Source organism: Mycobacterium triplex, assembly GCF_000689255.1.
In the GTDB taxonomy this organism is placed as follows: domain Bacteria; phylum Actinomycetota; class Actinomycetes; order Mycobacteriales; family Mycobacteriaceae; genus Mycobacterium; species Mycobacterium triplex.
The window spans coordinates 460,486-479,766 of the sequence record NZ_HG964446.1 but is presented as its reverse complement, the minus strand read 5'-3'; the positions used below and the strand labels follow the sequence as shown (position 1 = coordinate 479,766).

Genomic DNA, 19,281 nt, shown 5'->3' with positions numbered 1-19,281 from the left:
ATGACTCAGATCGCCGCCCCCGGGCGCGTAATCGCCGGCGGTTTTGCCGCCGGTGTGATCGGGTTCGCCCTATTTTCGGGTGCTACCGCTTCGGCTGAGCCGGTGGCTCCCGTCCCGCCCGGTCCGATCGTTCCGGTGCCGGCGCAGCAGTACTACCCGCCGGCGGCTCCGGGCACGACCAGCAGCCGGTTTGTCCCCACCCCGCCGTCGGCGAATCCGTTCGCACCGCCGAGCCTCGCCTCGGCGCCCAACGCCGCTCCGGCCGCGACGCCCAACGCCGCCGCGGTTGCGCCGGCGCAGCCGCCTTCGGTGACTCCCGCGGCCTCCGGGACGCTGCGCGACTACTTCACATCGAAGGGCGTCAAGCTCGAGCCGCAGAAGCCGCAGGGATTCAAGGCGCTGGATATCACGCTGCCGGTGCCGCCTCGCTGGACCCAGGTGCCCGACCCCAATGTCCCGGACGCGTTCGCGGTGATCGCCGACCGGCAAGGAAGCAGCGTCTACACATCAAACGCGCAGGTCGTCGTCTACAAGCTGGTCGGTACGTTCGATCCCAGGGAAGCCATTTCGCACGGCTACGTCGACAGCCAGAAACTGCTGGCCTGGCAGTCCACGAACGCTTCGATGGCTGACTTCGACGGTTTCCCGTCGTCGGTGATCGAGGGCACCTACCGCGAGGGCGACATGACGCTGAACACCTCACGCCGTCACATCCTCGCCACCTCCGGCCACGACACGTACCTGGTGTCGCTGTCGGTCACCACCGACCGGGCGGTGGCGGTCGCCGACGCACCCGCCACCGACGCGATCATCAACGGATTCCGGGTGACCGCCCCCGGGTCCGCCGCCCCGGCTCCCGCCGCGCCCGCCCCGACCGCCGCACCCGTCGGGCTTCCGGCCCAGGCAACCGCACCCGCACCGGCTCCCGCCGCGGTTCCGGCGCAGGCACCGGTCGGCGCGCCGACCCGGCTTCCCGCGCAGCCGGCTGTGCCTGGACAACTGCCCTCCCAGCCGGCGCCCAACCTGTTGGCCCTCGTGCCGGGGCTTCCGCCGCTGCCGAACTTCAGCAACCTCGGCGCGCGCTAATTCCGCATTGACATAAGGGGTCATAAGGGGTGTGGAGCCCGACGCGCGGATCCGCCACCGGCCTCGTATTGTGGGGCAATGCTGATCGCTGGGGTCTTGTGCATGTGTGCGGCGGTGGCTTCCGCCGGGTTCGGGACTTGGTCGCTGTCGCACAACCACGCCGTCGACGGCACTCAACTGGCGCTACGCGCTATGGCGCCGACCCAGCTGGCGGCCGCGGTGATGCTGACCGCCGGCGGCGTGGTGGCACTGGCCGCATCCGCGCACACCGCATTCGTGGTGCTGATCGTCTGCGTGGCCGGCGCCCTCGGCACGCTGGCCGCGGGCTCGTGGCAGAGCGCACGCTTCGCACTACGCCAACAAGCGGCGGCACCCAGTTGCGCCGGCGAGTGCAGCGCCTGCACACAGTCCTGCCACTGACGAAAACTAAACCGACACGAAGTCGTGCGATAGGCCACCATGCTGAGGCGCTTGTCGACGATCTTTGATCCGTTTCTGCTGGCCCTGGCCTCGACCGTGGCGATTGCCTCCCTCTTCCCAGCCCACGGCGACGCCGCGCACGCGGCCTCGGTCGCCGCGGAGTCCGCGATCGCGCTGCTGTTCTTCCTGTACGGCGCGCGCCTGTCACCGCAGCAGGCCTGGCACGGCGTCCGGCAATGGAAATTGCACTTGCTCGTACTGTCCATGACCTTCGTGTTTTTCCCGCTGCTGGGGCTGGCCGCTCAGGTGTTGGTGCCCTCGGTGCTGACGACCGATCTTTACAACGGCGTGCTGTTCCTCTGCCTGGTCCCGTCGACGGTGCAATCGTCGATCGCCTTCACTTCGATTGCGCGGGGCCATGTTTCGGCCGCCATCGTCAGTGCCTCGTTGTCGAACATTCTCGGCATTGTGCTGACCCCCTTGCTGGTGGTGCTGCTGATGAATACCAGCGGCGTCGTCCACGTGGATGGCCATTCGATCCGCGACATCGTGGTGCAGCTCTTGCTGCCCTTCGGAGCCGGTCAGCTGGCGCGGCCATGGATCGCGGGGTTCGTCAGCCGTTACGCCGCGGTGCTCAAGATCGTCGACCGGGGGTCCATCCTGCTGGTCGTGTACACGGCCTTCTCGATGGGCGTGGTGCAGGGCATCTGGGTCAGCGTCGACTTGTGGCGACTGATCCTGGTGTCCCTGGTCGCCGTGGTACTGCTGGCCATCGTGCTGGTCGCCACGACCGTGGTCGGCCGACTGGCGCGGCTCGACCGCGCGGATGCGATCGTGCTGCTGTTCTGCGGGTCGAAGAAGAGTCTGGCGTCCGGGCTGCCGATGGCGCTGGTGTTCTTCCCCGACAACATCGTGGGCCTGACCATGTTGCCGCTGATGATCTTTCACCAGATCCAGCTGGTGGTGTGCGCGGTGATCGCCAGCAGGCTGGCGCGTGAAGCCGACGAAACGTCGTTGCCGCCGGTGCGGTCGGAGGTAGGGGAGGAGACCTAGTTTCGGCTGACGTCGATCGGGTGGGTCGCCAGCAACGACAACGGCAGCGGCTGACGACGCAGAACCTGCCCCCACAGGTCTTCCTTCGCCCCGATGAGAACGTCAGATGGCAACGCGGACAACACAATCCAATCGTCACGTTCGATCTCGCCTTCGAGCTGACCGATGGTCCAGCCCGAGTACCCCGCGTAGATCCGGACGCCCTCGATCATCGGCGCGATCAGGTCGGGCTCGGCGTCGAGGTCGACCATCACGATCCGCCCCGCGACATGCCGCAAACCGGGTACCCCGTCCGGGTCGGCGCCGATCCGCAGTGCGGCCAGGCACAGCGCGGCGTCGCGCTTCACCGGCCCGCCGATGAACATCGTCTTGGGCTTGGCGGCGAGTTTGGCCCACTGCGGCAACACGTTGTAGACCGCGGTCTCGCTGGACCGGTTGAGCACCACGCCCAGCGTGCCGCCGTCGTTGTGCTCGACGATGTAGATGACGCTGCGCCGAAACGTCGGTTCGAGAAGGTCGGTATTGGCCAGCAGCAAAGTACCCGCACGCACCCGCTGAGCAGCGGGTGCGACGTAGTCTTCGGGATCTTCTGGCTGCGGCATCAGTCCATCATCGCACTCCCGTAGCATCGCTCGGCACAAACAAAACGCCGCCCGTAAGTATTTGTACTGTTATTACAGCGGCGTCGAGTGAGACGATCTCTGTCCAGCCAAATCATGGAAGTCGGTTCTGTGTTCCAAACCCGGATGCCCTCGCGCGCACCCATCGAACTGTGGCAGTCGGTGCGCGCCATGCCGGATTTCCGGCGGGTGGTTGCGCTGCGCATGGCGAGTCAGTTCGGGGACGGGCTCTTCCAGGCGACGGTGGCCGGCGCGCTGCTGTTCAATCCGGACCGGGCGGCCGACCCCCTGTCGATCGCGTTCGCGTTCGCCGTGCTGTTCCTGCCCTATTCGCTGCTGGGACCGTTCGCCGGGGCGCTGATGGACCGGTGGGACCGCCGGTGGGTGCTGGTCGGCGCCAACTCGTTCCGCCTGGTCCTGATCGTGGTGATCGGCACGATTCTCGCGGTGCGCGCCGGCGAAATGTCGCTGCTGCTGGGGGCGTTGCTCTTCAACGGCTTTTCGAGGTTCGTGGCCTCCGGGCTGTCGGCGTCCCTGCCGCACGTGGTGCCGCGCGAACAGGTGGTGGCGATGAATTCGCTCGCCACCGCCTCGGGCGCGATCGCGGCGTTCTTCGGCGCCAACTTCATGCTGATACCACGCTTTTTCGTGGGCGGTAGCGATCGGGGCGCGTCGATCATCATCTTCATGACGCTGATTCCGGTGTCCGTCGCGTTGCTGCTGTCGCTGCGGTTCGGCCCCCGGGTGCTCGGGCCGGACGACACCCAGCGCGCGATCCACGGATCGGCGATCTACGCGGTGATCACCGGGTGGTTGCACGGTGCCCGCACGGTGGTGTCCACGCCGACGGTCGCTGCCGCCCTGTCCGGATTGGCGTCGCACCGGATGGTGGTGGGCATCAATTCGCTGGTGATCCTGCTGCTGGCGCACCACGCGAAGAACCCGGCGGTCGGTGGCCTGGGGATTGCGCTGGTGTTCTTCGCCGCGTCGGGCCTGGGATCCTTCCTGGCCACCCTGCTGACGCCCCCGACGGTGCGCCGTTGGGGCCGCTACACGGCGGTGAACGGGGCCTTGGTTGCGGCCGCGTTGATCGAGGTCGCGGGGGCCGGACTGATGCTGCCGGTCATGGTGGCGTGCAGCTTCTTCCTCGGTATCACCGGCCAGGTGGTCAAGCTGTGCGCGGACTCGGCCATGCAGATGGACGTCGACGACGCGTTGCGCGGCCACGTGTTCGCGGTGCAGGACGCGTTGTTCTGGGTGTCGTTCATCGTCTCCATCACCGTGGCCGCGCTGCTGATCCCGACCGACGGGCGTGCGCCGACGTTCGTGCTTTTCGGGTCGGCGCTCTATCTGGCCGGGCTCGTCGTGCACGGTGTCCTCGGCCGACGCGGTCAGCCGGTGGTCAGTCGGTAAGGAGGTCAAGATGGCGGATCCCGGGCCGATGGTGGCCGACCTGCGTGCCGAAAGCGACGAACTCGACGCGCTGGTGGCGCCCCTGGCCGCGGCGCGCTGGTCCGACCCGACGCCGTCGCCGGGCTGGAGCGTCGCACACCAGATCGCGCATCTGTTGTGGACGGATCGGGTCGCACTGCTGTCGGTCACCGACGAGGCGGGGTTCGCCGAGGTGCTGGCCAGCGCCATGCAGGACCCCGTCGGCTTCGTCGACGCCGGTGCCGAGGAGCTGGCGGTCAGACCGCCGGCCGAACTGCTCAGCGATTGGCGGACCACCCGGCAGCGGCTGCACGACGCACTGCTCACCGTGGACGAGAGCCGCAAGCTGCCGTGGTTCGGGCCGCCGATGAGCCCGGCGTCGATGGCCACCGCGCGGCTGATGGAGACCTGGGCGCACGGGCTGGACGTCGCCGACGCTGTTGGCGTCAAGCGGGCGCCCACCGATCGGCTGCGCTCGATCGCGCATCTGGGGGTGCGCACGCGCGATTACGCGTTCGTGGTCAACGAATTGACCCCGCCGTCCGAGCCGTTTCTGGTGCAGCTGCGCGGACCCGGCGGCGACACCTGGTCCTGGGGCCCGGCCGATGCGGCCCAACGGGTTACCGGCGCCGCCGAGGACTTCTGCTTCTTGGTGACTCAGCGCCGTCCGCTCAGCGCCCTCGACATCACCGCGCAGGGTCCCGACGCCCGGCGCTGGCTCGAAATCGCGCAGGCCTTCGCCGGCCCGCCGGGACCCGGTCGATAGGAGCTGGGAAGCCGCCGCTAGGTCTCGTCGTCCGGCCGGCCGCCCACGACGACACGCGCGCGGGTGACGTCCTTGTCGGCTTGGCCTTCCTTGCCCTGCGCCAGCATGCCGGCCGGCGACATCGGCATCGGCGAACCGCCCATGGCGGTGGTGGTCGGCGAGGCGGGGCCGCGCAGCTCGGAAGCATTCAGCACCCCGGCCCGCAGGCTGGTCGGCCTGCCGCCGGTCTCCGGCTCGAAGCTGCTGGTGGGACGGGTGTAGCTGGTCAGGCCGGCACCCGGGAAGCCACCGGCTCCGCCCACGCCGCCTCCAGCCGCGCCGCCCAGCGGACCGGTAGCCCCGGCCAGCATTGCGGGCTCGGCGGCCGCACCCGCTGCTCCGGCGTTGCCCGCACCGGCCGACGAGAACGCTCCCGTCATCGACTGAAGCAGACCCTGCGGCATGCTGGCCATCCCCTGGAAAGCGTCCATCGGGGCCTTGACGGCCTGCTGGAGTGGCTCGGTCAGGCCGGAGATCATCTCTAGCGGCTGCTGCATCAGCGAACTGAGCTGGCTGCCGCCCTCGGCGGGTGCGGCCGCAGCCTGGCCCGCACCCTGCGTGGCTTGGCTACCCACCTGCGTCGCACCGTTCATGCCGGCTTGCGCCGCCGCCTGCCCCACGGCCGAGGCGGCCGCCGCGGGCCCGGCCGGCGAGGCGCCCATCGGTGCGACGGGTGGGGGAACAGCCAACGCCGCGGTGAGCGTGGCCAGCGTCGTGGCGTAGGCCCAACCGATGGTGGAGTTGGTCGGCCAGTGATGGCCGTAATACTCGCCGTCCCGCTCGCCCATGGCCATCGTGTTCTGCCCGAAGAAATTGGTGTGGAACAACACGTCCCACTCGAGCCGATTGGTCAACGACATCAAGGACGGGACGACCGACGATCTGGCGATCGTGAAGGCCTCGACGGCGGCCGTCGTGACGCCGATCTTTTCCGCGGTCCAGCCCACCAGGGTCTGCAGTCCGGCATTCAGGCCGGTACTGGTGATCATCGAGGCAATCGCGCCCACGCCCTGCCAATGCGCCGCCGTGGCCAGGGCGTTGACGCTCGAAAGGCCCGCCGCCACTTCGTGATTCGTGGTCTCGGCGACCCACACGGCGTTGTTGGCAAGCACCGACGCCGGATTGCCGGCCTCGAAGATCTGGGCGACGATCTCGGGAGGACCTGTCCACCTGGGATCGGCCATTGTCGGTTAGAGCGCGCTCGCGGCCGCGTTCAGTCCGTCGGTGACGACACCGGTGGCGGACGCAAGACCCTGGGCACCCGAGAAGGCGGCGCGCTGCCCTGCGTGCTCGGCCGCGGTCGCCAAGTAGGCGGCACCGGTTGCGTTCAGCGCGGCGGCGAATTCCGCGGAGTCGGCGTCCGGAGCCATCGGCAGCACGCCGGTCAGCGCTGCCGACCCGGCGGCGGTGGTGGCCGCCATCTCCTCGCTGATCGCCCCCTCCGTCGCCGCCGACAAATCAACGGCGCCCGGCACCATTTCAAACAGCCCGCTCATTTTGACCCTCCGTATTTCCAAATGCCCGGTTTCATCCGTGGGGGTATACCCCCTTTGGCTGGCTCCCCACCAGGCAAGTTGTGTCCGCGGAAAGATCGCGGAATGGCCCGATTCTAGGGTGGTCGCCGGCAGCTGTCGATTCACCTTTTCCGCAACCTCGGCTGACGCCGCGGATCGGCCTATTCCGGCGTGCCTACCAGCACGCCTTCGATCGCACCATCGGTGGTGACGAGCAAGCCGCGCCCCGGCGGCAGTTGCTGGGCGCTGACCCGGGCGAACACTTTTACCGTCGCCGGGTCATTGTCCATGAAAAGGGTCGGCGCGCGCGAACTCGTCATCTTCTGCAGGAATGGATTCGTCACGGAAACCCCGGCCCAGTTTCCGGGCAAGCGCGACGCAATCACGTGCAGGCCGATCTCGCGACTGCGCTCGATCAGCCCCCACAGCGGAGCGCTCGCGGCCGCCTTGCCGATCGCACCGTGTGGACGCAGTTCCTGCTCGTCGTCGATCAACAGGAAATGGTGCGGGCCCGCCCAGGTGCTGCGGCTCAGCAACTCCTCCTGGCTGAGCCCCGAGGGCGGAAGGCGGTCGCGCATGATCGCCGCCAACCCCTCGATCACGGTGTCGATGTCGTCGGCGGTGTAGGCGTATGCGCGCACGTGGGGTCCCCGAATCTTGCCGATCAGCGACGTCTTGGGGTCGATGATGGTGATCTGCGCCTGCTCGGGACCGAACCGGCTCATCACCGCCTGTCCGAAGGCAGCCAGGGTCGTCGTCTTTCCGCACAGCTGCCGTCCCAGCACCAGCATGCTGGGCACCGTTCGGGTCGGCAAATACGTTGGCTGCAAGGCGCTTTCGCCGATGGCGAAGGGCACATTGAACGGGTCCGACGCCACATCGGTGTCCGCGAACGCGGCGATGATCTGGGAGAGCTGAATCTGCTCGGGCAGCCGCGCCAACTTCTCCAGCCGCCCGACACCCGTCATCTCGGCGATGACCGCGCCGAGTTGGCGGGTAGGCACCCGTTCGCCGGTGGCCGAGATGATCTCCGGGACCCCGACCAGCAGCTCGTGACCCTCCCGGGTGACGCCGAACCCGGGCCGGTCCAGGGTGTTGCGGGCGGCCTTGCGGCGTTCGAGGCCCTCGCCCATCTGGGTTTCGTCCGGGTTGCTCAGCCGCAGCTGGATACGCGCATTCGACACGTTGACCAGTGCCTGCTTTTGCCCCACCAGCCACGCCGTGGCAGTGGTCGCGACGTGGACGCCGTAGGACAGGCCCTGGCGAGCGATCGAGACCAACCGGTCTCCCATCGCGGAATCCTTGTCGTAGAGGTCGCTGAAGTTGTCGACGACGAGGAAGACGTCGCCGAACTTGTCGGCGGGATCGGTGCCGCCTTCCCGCTCGGTCCCGAATCGTCGTTCCCGGAATTCGGAGATGTCGATTTGGTACTGCTTGAACGCCACCTCGCGGGCCAGGATCAAACCCTCGATCGACGCGACGGTCCGCGAGACACCTTCCTTGTCGGTTTGGCTGACGACGGACGCCACGTGGGGCAGCTCCTCGACGGGATACAGCGAAGCCCCGATGCAGAAGAACGTGACCCGCTCGGGCCGGTACATCAACGCCGCGGAGGTGATCAATGACATCAACGTCGTCGACTTGCCGCGCTGAGCGGTCGCCACCACCATGATGTTGTCCATCTCGGCGTCGATGGCGTGCACCCGCTGCGCGTGGTCTTCGGGGATGTCGACGACGCCGACCGGGAACACCAAACCGGGATTCTCCCCGTAGTCGACGTACCACGGCTTGCGCCGCCAGCCGGCCACCAGCACGTCCATCGTCTCGCTGACTTCCAAAGGCGGGAGCCATATTTGGTGAGGCGGACGCGCGCTGTGCGACATCAGCGACTCGCGGATCACGTCGACCAGTTTTTTCTTCCGGAACCCGTCGGCATGGAACAGAAACTCATCGGGCTCTTCGGGCTCGTCGGCGACCGCCAGCGCTTCGCTGTCGGCTTCGCTGAGCGGTTGGTAGGCCCAGGTGAACGTTCGCGGCTGCGAAAAGCTCATGGCCACCGTCTTATTCACGTTGACCGCGCGCTTGGGCACCACGAACGGAGCCGACACATAGAAGCAGCGGAATTGCTCCAAGTCGCGTGGCCCCACCTTGAGCAACGCGTAGCCGTTCTCCTTCGACGGCAGATGCAGTGCCGCGTCACTACCGATCACGTCGCGGGAGTCCTCCGCGGTTTCCGCGCGCAGAGCCACCCGAAAAGCGATGTTGCTCTTGACCTTACTGAGCGACGACAGATCCAGCCGCTGACCCCCGAGCGTGAAGAAGACGTTACAGCCGCGGCCCTCTTGCCCGATGTGGATGACCAGATCAATCCACTCCGGATGATGGATGAACAACTCGAGGTATTCGTCGATGATCACCAGCAGAATCGGCACCGGCTCCAGGTCGCGACCGGCCAGCCGCATCTCTTCGTACTCGTTGGCGTCGCGGGCCCCGGCCTGGTTGAAAAGCCGGTACCGCCGGGCGATCTCGCCGTTGACGGCCTTGCGCATGCGCTCGGCCAGATGGCGGTCGTCCTTGCCCAGGTTTGACAGTGAACCCGCGACGTGGGGGAACCCCTGTAGGTCCTGGGCCGCGGATTCGAATTTCATGTCGACGAAGATCACGATGAACGTCTCGGGGGAGTGCGTCAACGCGATACCCGTGCACAGTGACAGAAAGTACTCCGACTTGCCGGAACCGGACGTCCCGATCACCACGGAGTGAAACCCGAAGCCACCAAAGTCTTTGGCGCGCAGAATAATCTGCTGCAGTTCGCCGCCTTGCTTGACGCCTACCGGCATCATCGCCCATTTGTGGTCGCCGCGGCCACGGCTTTCGCCCCAGAGCCGGTCGACGTCCAGCTCCCGAGGATCGCTGATACCGAGCGCGCGCAGCAGTTCACCGCCCTGGCTGTCGGTCTCCGACAGCTCTCCGGCGCTCATCGGCGACCACCGGGCAATGGCCCGCGCATACCGGTTGGCGGTGCTTTCGGCGAGCATGTCCGCCACGGCATAGAACGTGCCGCGGTGCGCCAGCCTGCCCTCGCGAAGAGTGAAACGTTCACTGTCATCGGTGAATCCGACACCGACCCCGGCCCGGGTGGCCAGCCGCAACACGGTGATGCCGGCCATGCCCTTCTGCCCGGTCACACCCTCCCACTGCTCCGGGGTGCCGACGTTGTCGTCGACGATCACCCAGTGCGGTCCCAGCGCCAGACCGGTGCCGGACTCTATCGGCGACGGCATGGATGTCGGGCTCATGCCGACCGGTGGCGCCCACGGTCCTCGGCCCTTGCGGTGCAGTTCGGCGTCGAGCGCCTCTTCCAGCTCGGTGGGGGAGGTGAAGATCAACCGGCGCAGCCCGCATGCGTCGAACATCTCGTCGTGCTGGTTGTGCGGGAGCCACACCAGCCACGACCACAGCTCGGGATGGCGGGTGACGACCATGACTTTCAGATCGCTGGAGCTGTGGTAGACGGCCAGCGAGCACAGGATCGAACGGGCGAGGCTGTGCAGTTCGCCCGGATCGTCGCCGATGAAACTGAAGCCGGGTTTCGACCGCAGGCTCACCACCTTGCCGATTCCGCGGATTTTGCTCTGCTCGAGGATGAAATCCCTTAGCGCACCGCCGGTTACGGGCTCGAGCTCTTCGCCGATCGGGACGTCGGGCCACTGCAGCGACACCGCCGATTCGCTGGCCTGTTGGATCCCGATCCCCAGCCGGACGTCGAGGAAATCCGGGTCGGCGGGGCGCCGTTCCCACATCCGCGGCCCACCGATGACGGTGTCCAGCTGCTGCGGGTCGCCGTGCACGAAGAGCTGGCTGCGTCGCTGCTCGTGTGCCGCGCGTTGCACTTCGTCGCGGTCCTCGTCGAGCTGGCGCAAATAGGCACGGCGTTGTTTTTCCTGTTCGCCCCAACTGATGCGGCGACCGCGCCCCAAGCGCCCGCTGAACATCAGCGTGCCGAACCCGACCAGACCGATCATCGGGAAGAAGCCCGACTGCAGGGAACGAATCCCCGACGCGTACATCACCACCAGCGTGCCGATGATTCCGACGAGCAGCGCCGGGATCGCGATCATCAGCAGGATGTTTCGCGGTTCACGCTCGGGCAGCGCCAACGGTGCGGCGACCGCGATGCGCACCGGCGGGACGTTCGGCGGGGCCTGGCGCGCGCCACGGACAAAACCTCGCTTGGACATCGTTTACTTAACCCCCGCCTGCCAAATCGTTGAGATCGGGAATCGGCGCCACCGCACCGCTACCCGAGACGGCGTCGCGCGCCACCAGCGCAGCGTCGCGGCCGATCGCGGGCCCGGGTGCGAAGGTACGCACGATCGGCCACGGTGCTTGCACCGCCAGCCGTGCATCCAGGCCCAGCGCCTGCAAGGTGGCGTGATCGGATTGAATTCCGTACCGAACCCCCTGCGGTGAAATCCAATACAGGCTTTCGCGGCTGTCGGCCGTCGCGACGCCGCTGGTCGTCGTCACGAAGTTCGCCGCACCCGGTAGCAGCAGCGTTTGTTGTGCCTCAGCGGAATTGGGGTCTCGGTCGTCGCGGACCAGGCGAACGACCCGGGAATCCATGCCGATCGGAATCGGCAACCCCCGGCCGCTGAGGATCGTGATCCTGGCCTGCGGGTCACCGGATTGCTTCTCCCAGCCCACGCAGGTCGCCGGGTTGGCCGACGTGTCAACGAATTCCAGTTTCTCCGAGGGGTAATAGTCGACGTCGAGCACATCGACCACCGGGATCTGAATCAGCTTGTCGGGGGCGACCAGGGTCGGCGTCGTCGAGCCCTCCGAATCCGCGGTTCGCAGCAGGTCCGCCACGAAGCTGGTGATTTTCTGCACGCCGTCGGGCAGCAGCACATAGAAACCGTTGACGGTGCCGCTCGCGTCGCGGGTTTGCAGCACCCTGCCCACGATGGAGCCGGGCAGCAATCGCGACGGTGTGCCGCGGCCCGGAATGACCGGCAGCACAATGGGTTCCGTCGAGGGCATCGCGTCGAACAGAGCGTTGGAGATTTCGATCGGGTAGGTCACACCGGGGTCGAGGCCGAGGTTGAAGGTCACCGACCGGTCGGCCGGATCGATGCGGGATCGCTGCCCGTGCCAGATCACGTACGTCGCACCCTTGTGGGTTGCCAGGATGGCCTGCTTCGCGCGCATCGGCTCCGCCCGCCCGATGGGGGAGAGCTGGCCGGCGATCGCGGTCACCACCGGAGCGGTTCCACTGCCTCGGGCGGCGGCGGCGTCGCAAACCGCCCAGGCCGATTCGGCGCTCGTCGTGATCGGCAGGCTGTCCGGCGCACCGGGAATGCCGATGATCGGACCGGTTGGGTACTTGGCGATCTCGCTGGCTCTGACCCAGGTCGGAGCGCCGGCGCTGCCGACCGCCAACCGTGCCGAGGTCAAGTTCAGCGCGGGATAGAGCCGGCCGTTGATCTTCGCGTAAACCGCACCGGTGTCGCGATCGCCGACGATCGACGCCTGGCCGACCAGGCCGGAGGGCTTCATGACATGAAGCAGCGCCATCCACCCGACGCCGATGAGAACGAGCACGATCGACAGCGCCACGGCCGCTTGCTGTTTGCGGTCGTCGTGCTTCATCCGGACCGAGAACCGGGTGATCGCAGCGCGTAGCCGCCGGTTGTAGAACAGGTGCCCCGAATTCTGGTCCCGGTTGGACAGATTGAGTGGCACGGTCAGTCTCCTTCAGGCGATCGATGCCCAGACACCGACATCAATGCAGTTCGCCGCCGTACCTGGCCCGATTTTCGGCTTCTGCCTCTTCGCGAAGCGCTGCGATCGCGACGTTCAACCTGTCCGCCAGCTCTGCGTGGGCGTAGCCGGTCATCACCCCAGGATGCAGCGACAGCTCGACCAACTTGCCGTCGGAATTCGTCACGGCGCGAATATCCCCCAAGTCCACGCTGTACGTGATCGTCTCGGCTTGCGCGACAAGGGCTTCCCACTTGTCGGCTGCCTCGCTCAATTCACGTAGAACCGCTTCGACGAGATCTCGGTCTTTCAGGTCGCTCTGTTCGCTGCGACCACCCGGCCCCGCCACCATGTCAGTATCATCGAGCCCTGCAAGCAGCGTCAATTCACAGTTTGACTGGTGACGGGCACGGGCGGGCGCGGGGGAGCGGGAGGCAACCCATCACCTACCGCGGAGCCTCGACCGTTGTGGCTATCGTGCGGCTGGAGAACTCGCAGGCACCCGACCGCCTCTTCGGCGATGACACGGCCCAGCGAGGTATAGGCGGCGAACTGCGCTTCACTGAACCACTGGTCGGACGTGGGATCGTGCGGGAATATCGCGGTCGACGCCGCATACGACAGCAGCCAGAACGGACACCGTTCGCTCAGCACCGCCTTCGCGAAAATCAGGGTCCCGGTGCTCTCGTCGAGGCCCGCCGCCGCCGGATATTTGATCACACCCCGGACTACCGCTCCGCGGGTGATGCGGCTGTTCAGGCCGGCTAGCGCGTTGTCGCGGGCGAACTGTTTTCCAGATCCCGGCGTGATGCCCTCGATGGAGTATGGACCTGTGCGGTTCAACGTAACCACCACGCCCAGTTCATATCTCGCCAACCGAAGCGCGTCCGTGAGGCCGACGGGCAGCGGCGGTGGATCGCCTCCTCCGTCGATCACGATGATCAGTCTGCAGCGGCGCCGTAGCGCCTCGACGAGGCCCGAATTGTCGTAGTGGCCACCGTCGGTGACTTGCACCAGCCGCGCGTCGCGGTCGTTGATACCGAGGATTTCTCGATACAGGTAGCCCCCGCCCCGGATGCTCGGCAGCGACTTCGGCCATACCCGAGGAAGCGGATCGGGTGCCGAACCGTTCGAGCCGGTGGAGTTCTTGAGTTGGCGAACGAAGTTCGGGTTGGGCAACCAGGTCCCCAGGCGGGCGCCGGAAACGGCGAGCAACTTCTCGACACCCTTGTTCTGGCGTCCCATTGCCGAGGCGAACGCCGCGCCGCTCACGGCGACCGCGGCCTCCACCGTGAGGTCCCGGCGGATCCGCGGCGATGAGGCTTGGAACAACTTGTCGGTATGGAACCAGCCGAGCTCCGGTCCGCCGACGTAATCCGCACTCATGACGAACGAGACCGCGTTGAGGCCGGGCGCGGGCTTGTCCGGGCCCGAGATGGCGGCCGAGCAGGCGAAGACGAACTTCGGGCCGTTGGTCGTCCGGCCGTAGAGGTGCAGCCAGGTGGGTTCGGCGTCGTCGTACCGCACGGCCCCGTCTGTTCCGCGCCGCACGGCGAAGGTGCGGGCCAGGCAACGGCGATAGAAGGGATGCAGGCTCAGCGACGTAACGTCGGCAAACCCCAGGAACAACGAGGCGAGCGCAAGCCCGCCCAACCACCACACCGCCGGTGGCACGTTGAGGAAGTGCTCGCCCCAGCCGGTTTGCGTGCAGTACTGGAAGGCGCCGGCGGCGAAGCTGCCCAACAGTGCCAGCCACACCACCGAGAGCAGGGCCAAGGTGGCCAGGGTCAGCAACAGCGAGATGACCTCCGGCGGCAACAGACGTTTCAGCAGGCGCGGCGTCGACTGCGCGCCGGCGCTCTTGGTCAGCTTGTGCCGGTCGCGCCAGATGATCGCGACCAGCGCGGCAACGTAGTTGACCCCGACGACACCGGACAGCGCGGCGAATGCGCCGCCCGCGCTGGAGGGTGTGTGGCTGCTAGGTGCCGAGCAGAGCAGCATCAATGCGGGCAATGCGATGGTCAGCGTGAAGATCACCAGCGCGAATACGGCGCTCGCGCGAGCCATGCCCAGCGCATGCGCCATCCGGCGCTCGCTGCACCGACTGTTCGATCGCCACTCGGTGATCAGCACGAAGACGGTACAGACGACGGCGAAGACCGCAAATAATCCGAGCGCCCAATATGCGGCGGGGTGGGTGACCAGTGACGCCGACGAGGGGGTGTTCGGGCCGGCGGCCGTGGACTTGCCGGACACCGGTGGGAAGGCGGCGATCGGGACGTCGGCCAGCAGAAAACCTGCCGCTGACCCCGCGATAACCGGGACGCTGAAAATTATCGCCAGCGAGGCCACTAGATTCTTGAGCACTTCGGCGAGGGCCCGGACCAACCCCAGCGGTGAATCGGCGAGATAACTCGATCCTCGACGAATGTGGTCGAACTCCGCCGACCCGTCCTCGAACCGCTGCGAGATGTTGGCGATGTTCCGCTTTGGCCGGAGTCGGCCAGGCTTTTCGCGCTTCTGTTTGGGGTCGACTAGTTGGCCTTGGACCGCCAGCAGCCGCGCCCCGGCGGCGTATCCGCCGCCCGACACCGAGATCACGTAGTCCAGGCCGTCCAACAATGTTGGCGCTTGGGCGCTACCGGTGCCGGAGTTCGCCGCGGGGCCGGTCGCGCTGGATGGTTTGGAGAACACCTGCATGGCGCCCATCGCCACGCACGCCGACCGCACGCCCCCGCCGGAAAGGCAAAGCGCGCGAAGCGGTTCCGTTCGGTGTTTCAACGCCGTCGTGACGCCGGGGACGTTGTAGGCCCGCCGCCAGCTCTGCTGGTTCTTGAGCACGTCGTCGAACGCCTGACCGGAGTCTCCAATCGCCTCTTTGACGGCCTCCTGGTCTTCTGTCGGTTCCGGTAAAGCCTTGGACGCCAGCACTTTATCCCACCATGGCTTTGGTTCGGGCCCATCGGTTGAACCCAAGCCCATCCATCGGAATATTCTGAGCGATCGCAATATCTCGCGGATCGACGCCTGCTGAGTGCGCCGCCACGTCCATGCCCGGCGGCAGGTGCCCAACGCGTCGCGCAGCAGGATCGCAAAGAACGCAACTACCCCGAAGGCCGCCACCGCGATCGCGCAGAATTTGATGGTGGCCGCGGCGGCGGCCGCGGTGCGCCAAGCGGTTCCGCTGTGGGTCAACATGATTGAGACCAGACGGCATTCGATCAGGTTGGCGGCCACCGCGATCAGGGCAGCGGCACCGATGAAGTTGGCCGCTTGGCCGCCTAGTTTGGAGCCCGCGCGAGCGCGGTAGAACAGCGCGCAGCCAGCCAACACCGTTCCATAGGCGGCGATCCACCAAAGGTTGCACTGCAACGCCGTCGGAAATGCCGACCTGACGTCGCCAATGGCGGATCCGGGGTCTCCGAAGGTGTAGTGCGTCCATTTCGGTCTAAACGCGCCGCGCACCTCGATCGAGCCGATCACCACACCCGTGGCGATCAATCCGAGCGCGATGACTACCGCTCGCGCCAACAGGAAACTGTACATTCTCGCCTCCACGCTCGACGGTGAGTTGTTGGCTAGCACGGCTTTTGGATAGCCGAGAAGTTGTGCGGAGCGCCGACAAAGCGTTGAGGAGTTACCTCAGTCTTCGCAATGGCGCTCGTAATCCCAGCGCTCCAACCATGCGGAAAGGTGATGGATTGCGATGCTGACCACGATCAGCACCACGCCTTCTGCGACCATCAGTAGCTCGTTCACAGTCGGTCCATCTCTCGGGCCGTCGCCGCATTCTCGAAGTAGCTCAACCGTCGTGGCGGGTAATGGCGGCGCGGCTGACGCTCGGCACCGGCGCGCTGCACCAGCCGTAGCCGGAGCGCGGACAGCCAGCGATGCGGGGCCGAAACGGGCCGCGGCGCTGAAAGGGCAGTGACCGTCGCGAACTTCACCTGGCGTTCGGTGATGAGCACGGGCTGCGGGGCCACGGTGGTGACGTCACTGGGTTGCGGGGGTGCGGCGGTATCACGATGTAGCACCGCTGCTTTCGGGATAACTGGCATTTCGATCACCTGAGTGAGGTTTGCGTCCGGTGGTTCCGGCCGTCGATCAAAATCTATGAAGTCATCGGTATTGTGCGCATGCGTAGTGCACTACCTGTTCTGCCGCGAGGAATCCTTGCGGTGCCGTCAGATCTCGGCGGTCCACTGGCTGGCCGGCGGTTCAGCCAGTTTCTGGAACCAGGCCAGATGGTAGTTCGCCGACGTCGCATCGCCGGCGACACTGCTTTCGGTGGCGGCCAGCAACAGGCAGTTGAGCAATAACGCGGGCACGACATCCGGATATTGGCTCAGCAGCTGATAGCGGGCGGTGTCGAGATGCACGCGCAGCAGTTCGGCCTCCTCTTCCACGACGCCGGTTCCCGCGGTGGCGGCTTTGGCCAGGGTGTGCACCAACCGCGGAAGTCCATCGCGCCAGTGCGTGACTCGACCCAGCTCCCATCCGAAATCCTCGACGGCAGGCAGCTCGCGAGGCTGCGCCGACGATTCCGTCGGCGCGAAATCCGTCGCCCTGCCCACTCGATCGCCGGGGGTGTAGGTCGCGGTCCGAGCCGCCTCGCCGAGCAGTGCAGCGGCTTTCCCGGTCCGACGTCCGGGCGTCAACAAGCGCACACCGGCCGGCAGCGTGATCCCCGGCGGAATCCAGCCGTGGGCAAGGTCGGTGACCAGCAGCGTGGTGCCGTCCGCAAGATCACCGACCGCCCAGTTCAGTCCGGGTTCTTGGCGGACCACGAAAGCCAACAGCCGCTGCAGTCGTTCGGAATCGGATTCCGCATTGACCGGGGCCGGCGGGGCTTCCACGACCTCGGGCTCGGGTTCGCTGACCACCGCCGGCTCGGCTTCCAGCTCAGGCTCCGGCTCCGCACCGCTATTGGCGGGCTCTCCCGACGGGATCGGCTTCTGCAACCGTGCGGTCTCGGCTTCGGGCTCGACCGCGGCTTCCGGGAATTCTCGTTGCACCGACATCGCGACGTCGACGGTGGAGTCCTCGGACGGAGCGCGATGCCGGCCCCCGGAGGCTTCGCGTTCTTCCTCGTCATCGGCGGAAACCTCAGCTACCGGCGCGGCAACGGGAACCGCGGGCTCAGCTGCGGTGACAGCCGGCATGACCTGGGTTTGATCGAGCGTCCGATCACCGACGTCGGACGCCGCCGCGACCACCGGCATGACCTGGGTTTCGTCGATCGTGGGCGCGACATCGGCTTCCGCCGCCCGGACCGCGGGAATGATTTGCGTCTTTTCCAGGTCGGCCGTGCTGAAGCGTCGCGCGACCTGCGCGGTTTGGCGTCGCGCGCGGGTCTGCGCCTTCATCATCTCCAGCTGGCGAATCGTCGATTCGACTCGCCGCACGGCGCGGGCCCGGGCTTCCTCGATGACACGGGCTTCCGCCGCACGCCGGCCCACATCGGTGAGTCCCGCGCGCTTGACCATCCCCAACTGCTTGTTGGCACTACCGGCGATTCGCTGCAGGTCTTTCTCGAGATACTCTGCGAGCGTGGCGGTTTCGTCTGTCGCCGTCGACAATTCGGCAGGCCAAAGCCCACCGATCACCCACGGGGTGCAATCGACAGGAGAGCTGAAGGCCGGCATCGACAATGATTCCCGGGTAGCTCTCCGGAGGCGCTGGCGCGCCGTCATCCGACCGAAGATCGCCACCGGGTCAGACTACCGACCTATTCCGCACGCTCTTTAGCAATGGTGAATTGTGCGGGTGCGAGGGCCTCGGTAGCGTAAAGCCATGGCTGATTCTGCGCTGCAGCAGCAACTCGACGAGGTGCGCGCCCTCCTCGGCCGCGCACGAGAGTTGTTCGGCGCCAACCCCATCGAGCCACCGACCGATATCGCGCCGGATCCCGACGCCGCCAAAACCTGGCTGATCTAGCAGCAGTCGGCTAGTCCGCGCTGTCGCGGCGGCGCAGTTTGTGCGCCAGTAGTTTCTCGATCGCCGCGTCGAGGTCGTCGGGGGTCGGGACCTCCGCCGACGGGGTGTGTCCGGCCGCCACGATCTCCTGGCGAACTTCCAGCAACGCTTTGAGCCACGACACATCGGCGGTCAACAGGATGCCCTGGGCCAGCGTCGCGGCGTCGGTATCCATCGCCTCTTCGCTCAGCGCGACGCTGTGCATGTACCCGCCGCGGCACGAGCGGACCAGGATGTGCCCACTCGGGTGAACGGTGTCGAACGCGGGATTGGCGTCGGTCATCGACCGCCGTCGACAATGCGGCCGAGTTCGCCGGCCGCTTCTTGTTCATGTCGATCCCATGTCGTGGCGGACACGGTCAGGTTGTGTGCCATGTCGGCGTGGTCGTCGGCCTGTTGCTGGTAGCACCGGCGCCTGAGTTCGAGCAACTCGCGTCCGGCGTCGCGAAGCTCACCGAAGATGGGCCCCAAGGAGTCCAGGCTTTCCTGGATGGCGGCGTGCGACGACGGGATGGTGCGCAGGTAGTCGGAGGTCTCCTGGTGGTGCGCGGCCGCTTCACGTAACTGCGCGGGCTCCACATGGATTCGATCTGCCATCCGTTTTCTCCTGTTC

General features: G+C 66.7%; 17 protein-coding genes. 6 read left to right on the top strand and 11 right to left on the bottom strand.

All coding sequences use genetic code 11. The features are described 5' to 3' along the window. The 3 genes from BN973_RS02180 (at position 1) to BN973_RS02170 (ending at position 2,559) form a co-directional block, all read left to right on the top strand. Entirely contained in the window at positions 1 to 1,086 is a 1,086-nt protein-coding gene (locus tag BN973_RS02180) for an LpqN/LpqT family lipoprotein (protein WP_036465617.1), read from the top strand. Positions 1,087 to 1,164: 78 nt separating this feature from the next. Next, entirely contained in the window at positions 1,165 to 1,506 is a 342-nt protein-coding gene (locus BN973_RS02175; RefSeq protein ID WP_036465616.1) for a hypothetical protein, read from the top strand. Positions 1,507 to 1,545: 39 nt separating this feature from the next. Beyond that, entirely contained in the window at positions 1,546 to 2,559 is a 1,014-nt protein-coding gene (locus tag BN973_RS02170) for a bile acid:sodium symporter family protein (RefSeq protein ID WP_036465614.1), read from the top strand. Here BN973_RS02170 and BN973_RS02165 read toward each other — a convergent pair. Continuing rightward, entirely contained in the window at positions 2,556 to 3,161 is a 606-nt protein-coding gene (locus BN973_RS02165; RefSeq protein ID WP_036471935.1) for a YqgE/AlgH family protein, read from the bottom strand. The two genes, BN973_RS02170 and BN973_RS02165, sit on opposite strands and share 4 nt — an antisense overlap. Before the next feature lie 144 nt (positions 3,162 to 3,305). On the opposite strand from BN973_RS02165, the gene BN973_RS02160 reads away from it, so the two are divergent. Both BN973_RS02160 and BN973_RS02155 read left to right on the top strand, forming a co-directional pair. Then, complete coding sequence (locus BN973_RS02160; protein WP_036471934.1) at positions 3,306 to 4,592, top strand: MFS transporter; 1,287 nt, start codon at positions 3,306 to 3,308, stop codon at positions 4,590 to 4,592. Positions 4,593 to 4,602: 10 nt separating this feature from the next. Then, the gene (locus BN973_RS02155; protein WP_036471933.1) at positions 4,603 to 5,376 is read left to right on the top strand and encodes a TIGR03084 family metal-binding protein; all 774 of its coding nucleotides are present in this window, start codon (positions 4,603 to 4,605) and stop codon (positions 5,374 to 5,376) included. Between the two features lie 17 nt (positions 5,377 to 5,393). On the opposite strand, the gene BN973_RS02150 is transcribed toward BN973_RS02155, so the two are convergent. The 8 genes from BN973_RS02150 to BN973_RS02115 all read right to left on the bottom strand — a co-directional run bounded on the left by BN973_RS02150 (position 5,394) and on the right by BN973_RS02115 (position 18,271). Next, positions 5,394 to 6,599, bottom strand: a complete 1,206-nt coding sequence (locus tag BN973_RS02150; RefSeq protein ID WP_051641078.1) for a PPE domain-containing protein — start codon at positions 6,597 to 6,599, stop codon at positions 5,394 to 5,396. Between the two features lie 6 nt (positions 6,600 to 6,605). Further along, positions 6,606 to 6,911 (bottom strand): PE family protein, encoded by a 306-nt coding sequence (locus BN973_RS02145; RefSeq protein WP_232232009.1) that lies wholly within the window; start codon positions 6,909 to 6,911, stop codon positions 6,606 to 6,608. A gap of 179 nt (positions 6,912 to 7,090) precedes the next feature. After that, positions 7,091 to 11,170, bottom strand: coding sequence for a type VII secretion protein EccC (locus BN973_RS02140; RefSeq protein ID WP_036465613.1), 4,080 nt, complete (start codon positions 11,168 to 11,170; stop codon positions 7,091 to 7,093). Between the two features lie 7 nt (positions 11,171 to 11,177). Then, positions 11,178 to 12,674, bottom strand: coding sequence for a type VII secretion protein EccB (gene eccB, locus BN973_RS02135; protein ID WP_036465611.1), 1,497 nt, complete (start codon positions 12,672 to 12,674; stop codon positions 11,178 to 11,180). Between the two features lie 40 nt (positions 12,675 to 12,714). Beyond that, entirely contained in the window at positions 12,715 to 13,044 is a 330-nt protein-coding gene (locus tag BN973_RS02130) for a DUF2710 family protein (RefSeq protein WP_036465610.1), read from the bottom strand. A 29-nt stretch (positions 13,045 to 13,073) separates the two neighbouring features. Further along, positions 13,074 to 16,223, bottom strand: a complete 3,150-nt coding sequence (locus tag BN973_RS02125) for a hypothetical protein (protein ID WP_139830356.1) — start codon at positions 16,221 to 16,223, stop codon at positions 13,074 to 13,076. Between the two features lie 224 nt (positions 16,224 to 16,447). Continuing rightward, entirely contained in the window at positions 16,448 to 16,750 is a 303-nt protein-coding gene (locus BN973_RS02120; RefSeq protein ID WP_139830355.1) for a hypothetical protein, read from the bottom strand. 126 nt (positions 16,751 to 16,876) lie between these two features. Next, the gene (locus BN973_RS02115) at positions 16,877 to 18,271 is read right to left on the bottom strand and encodes a DUF5631 domain-containing protein (RefSeq protein ID WP_407067607.1); all 1,395 of its coding nucleotides are present in this window, start codon (positions 18,269 to 18,271) and stop codon (positions 16,877 to 16,879) included. A gap of 214 nt (positions 18,272 to 18,485) precedes the next feature. Here BN973_RS02115 and BN973_RS31330 point away from each other — a divergent pair, with 214 nt between their 5' ends. Next, a complete protein-coding gene (locus tag BN973_RS31330) occupies positions 18,486 to 18,629 on the top strand; it encodes a hypothetical protein (protein WP_169718264.1) in 144 nt (47 codons plus the stop codon). A gap of 10 nt (positions 18,630 to 18,639) precedes the next feature. On the opposite strand, the gene BN973_RS02110 is transcribed toward BN973_RS31330, so the two are convergent. Continuing rightward, positions 18,640 to 18,951 (bottom strand): DUF2694 family protein, encoded by a 312-nt coding sequence (locus tag BN973_RS02110; protein ID WP_036465607.1) that lies wholly within the window; start codon positions 18,949 to 18,951, stop codon positions 18,640 to 18,642. Next, positions 18,948 to 19,265, bottom strand: a complete 318-nt coding sequence (locus BN973_RS02105) for an ESX-1 secretion-associated protein (protein ID WP_036465606.1) — start codon at positions 19,263 to 19,265, stop codon at positions 18,948 to 18,950. The genes BN973_RS02110 and BN973_RS02105 overlap by 4 nt, the downstream gene beginning before the upstream one ends. Between the last annotated feature and the right edge of the window lie 16 nt (positions 19,266 to 19,281).

What these genes read in the sequence shown, in the direction of transcription:
- BN973_RS02120 (WP_139830355.1), bottom strand. Translation starts at nt 16,750, where the DNA reads ATGCCAGTTATCCCGAAAGCAGCGGTGCTACATCGTGATACCGCCGCA.
- BN973_RS02170 (WP_036465614.1), top strand. Translation starts at nt 1,546, where the DNA reads ATGCTGAGGCGCTTGTCGACGATCTTTGATCCGTTTCTGCTGGCCCTG.
- BN973_RS02175 (WP_036465616.1), top strand. Translation starts at nt 1,165, where the DNA reads ATGCTGATCGCTGGGGTCTTGTGCATGTGTGCGGCGGTGGCTTCCGCC.
- BN973_RS02180 (WP_036465617.1), top strand. Translation starts at nt 1, where the DNA reads ATGACTCAGATCGCCGCCCCCGGGCGCGTAATCGCCGGCGGTTTTGCC.
- BN973_RS02155 (WP_036471933.1), top strand. Translation starts at nt 4,603, where the DNA reads ATGGCGGATCCCGGGCCGATGGTGGCCGACCTGCGTGCCGAAAGCGAC.
- BN973_RS02145 (WP_232232009.1), bottom strand. Translation starts at nt 6,911, where the DNA reads ATGAGCGGGCTGTTTGAAATGGTGCCGGGCGCCGTTGATTTGTCGGCG.
- BN973_RS02140 (WP_036465613.1), bottom strand. Translation starts at nt 11,170, where the DNA reads ATGTCCAAGCGAGGTTTTGTCCGTGGCGCGCGCCAGGCCCCGCCGAAC.
- BN973_RS02160 (WP_036471934.1), top strand. Translation starts at nt 3,306, where the DNA reads ATGCCCTCGCGCGCACCCATCGAACTGTGGCAGTCGGTGCGCGCCATG.
- BN973_RS02105 (WP_036465606.1), bottom strand. Translation starts at nt 19,265, where the DNA reads ATGGCAGATCGAATCCATGTGGAGCCCGCGCAGTTACGTGAAGCGGCC.
- BN973_RS02110 (WP_036465607.1), bottom strand. Translation starts at nt 18,951, where the DNA reads ATGACCGACGCCAATCCCGCGTTCGACACCGTTCACCCGAGTGGGCAC.
- BN973_RS02150 (WP_051641078.1), bottom strand. Translation starts at nt 6,599, where the DNA reads ATGGCCGATCCCAGGTGGACAGGTCCTCCCGAGATCGTCGCCCAGATC.
- BN973_RS02165 (WP_036471935.1), bottom strand. Translation starts at nt 3,161, where the DNA reads ATGCCGCAGCCAGAAGATCCCGAAGACTACGTCGCACCCGCTGCTCAG.
- BN973_RS02130 (WP_036465610.1), bottom strand. Translation starts at nt 13,044, where the DNA reads ATGGTGGCGGGGCCGGGTGGTCGCAGCGAACAGAGCGACCTGAAAGAC.
- BN973_RS31330 (WP_169718264.1), top strand. Translation starts at nt 18,486, where the DNA reads ATGGCTGATTCTGCGCTGCAGCAGCAACTCGACGAGGTGCGCGCCCTC.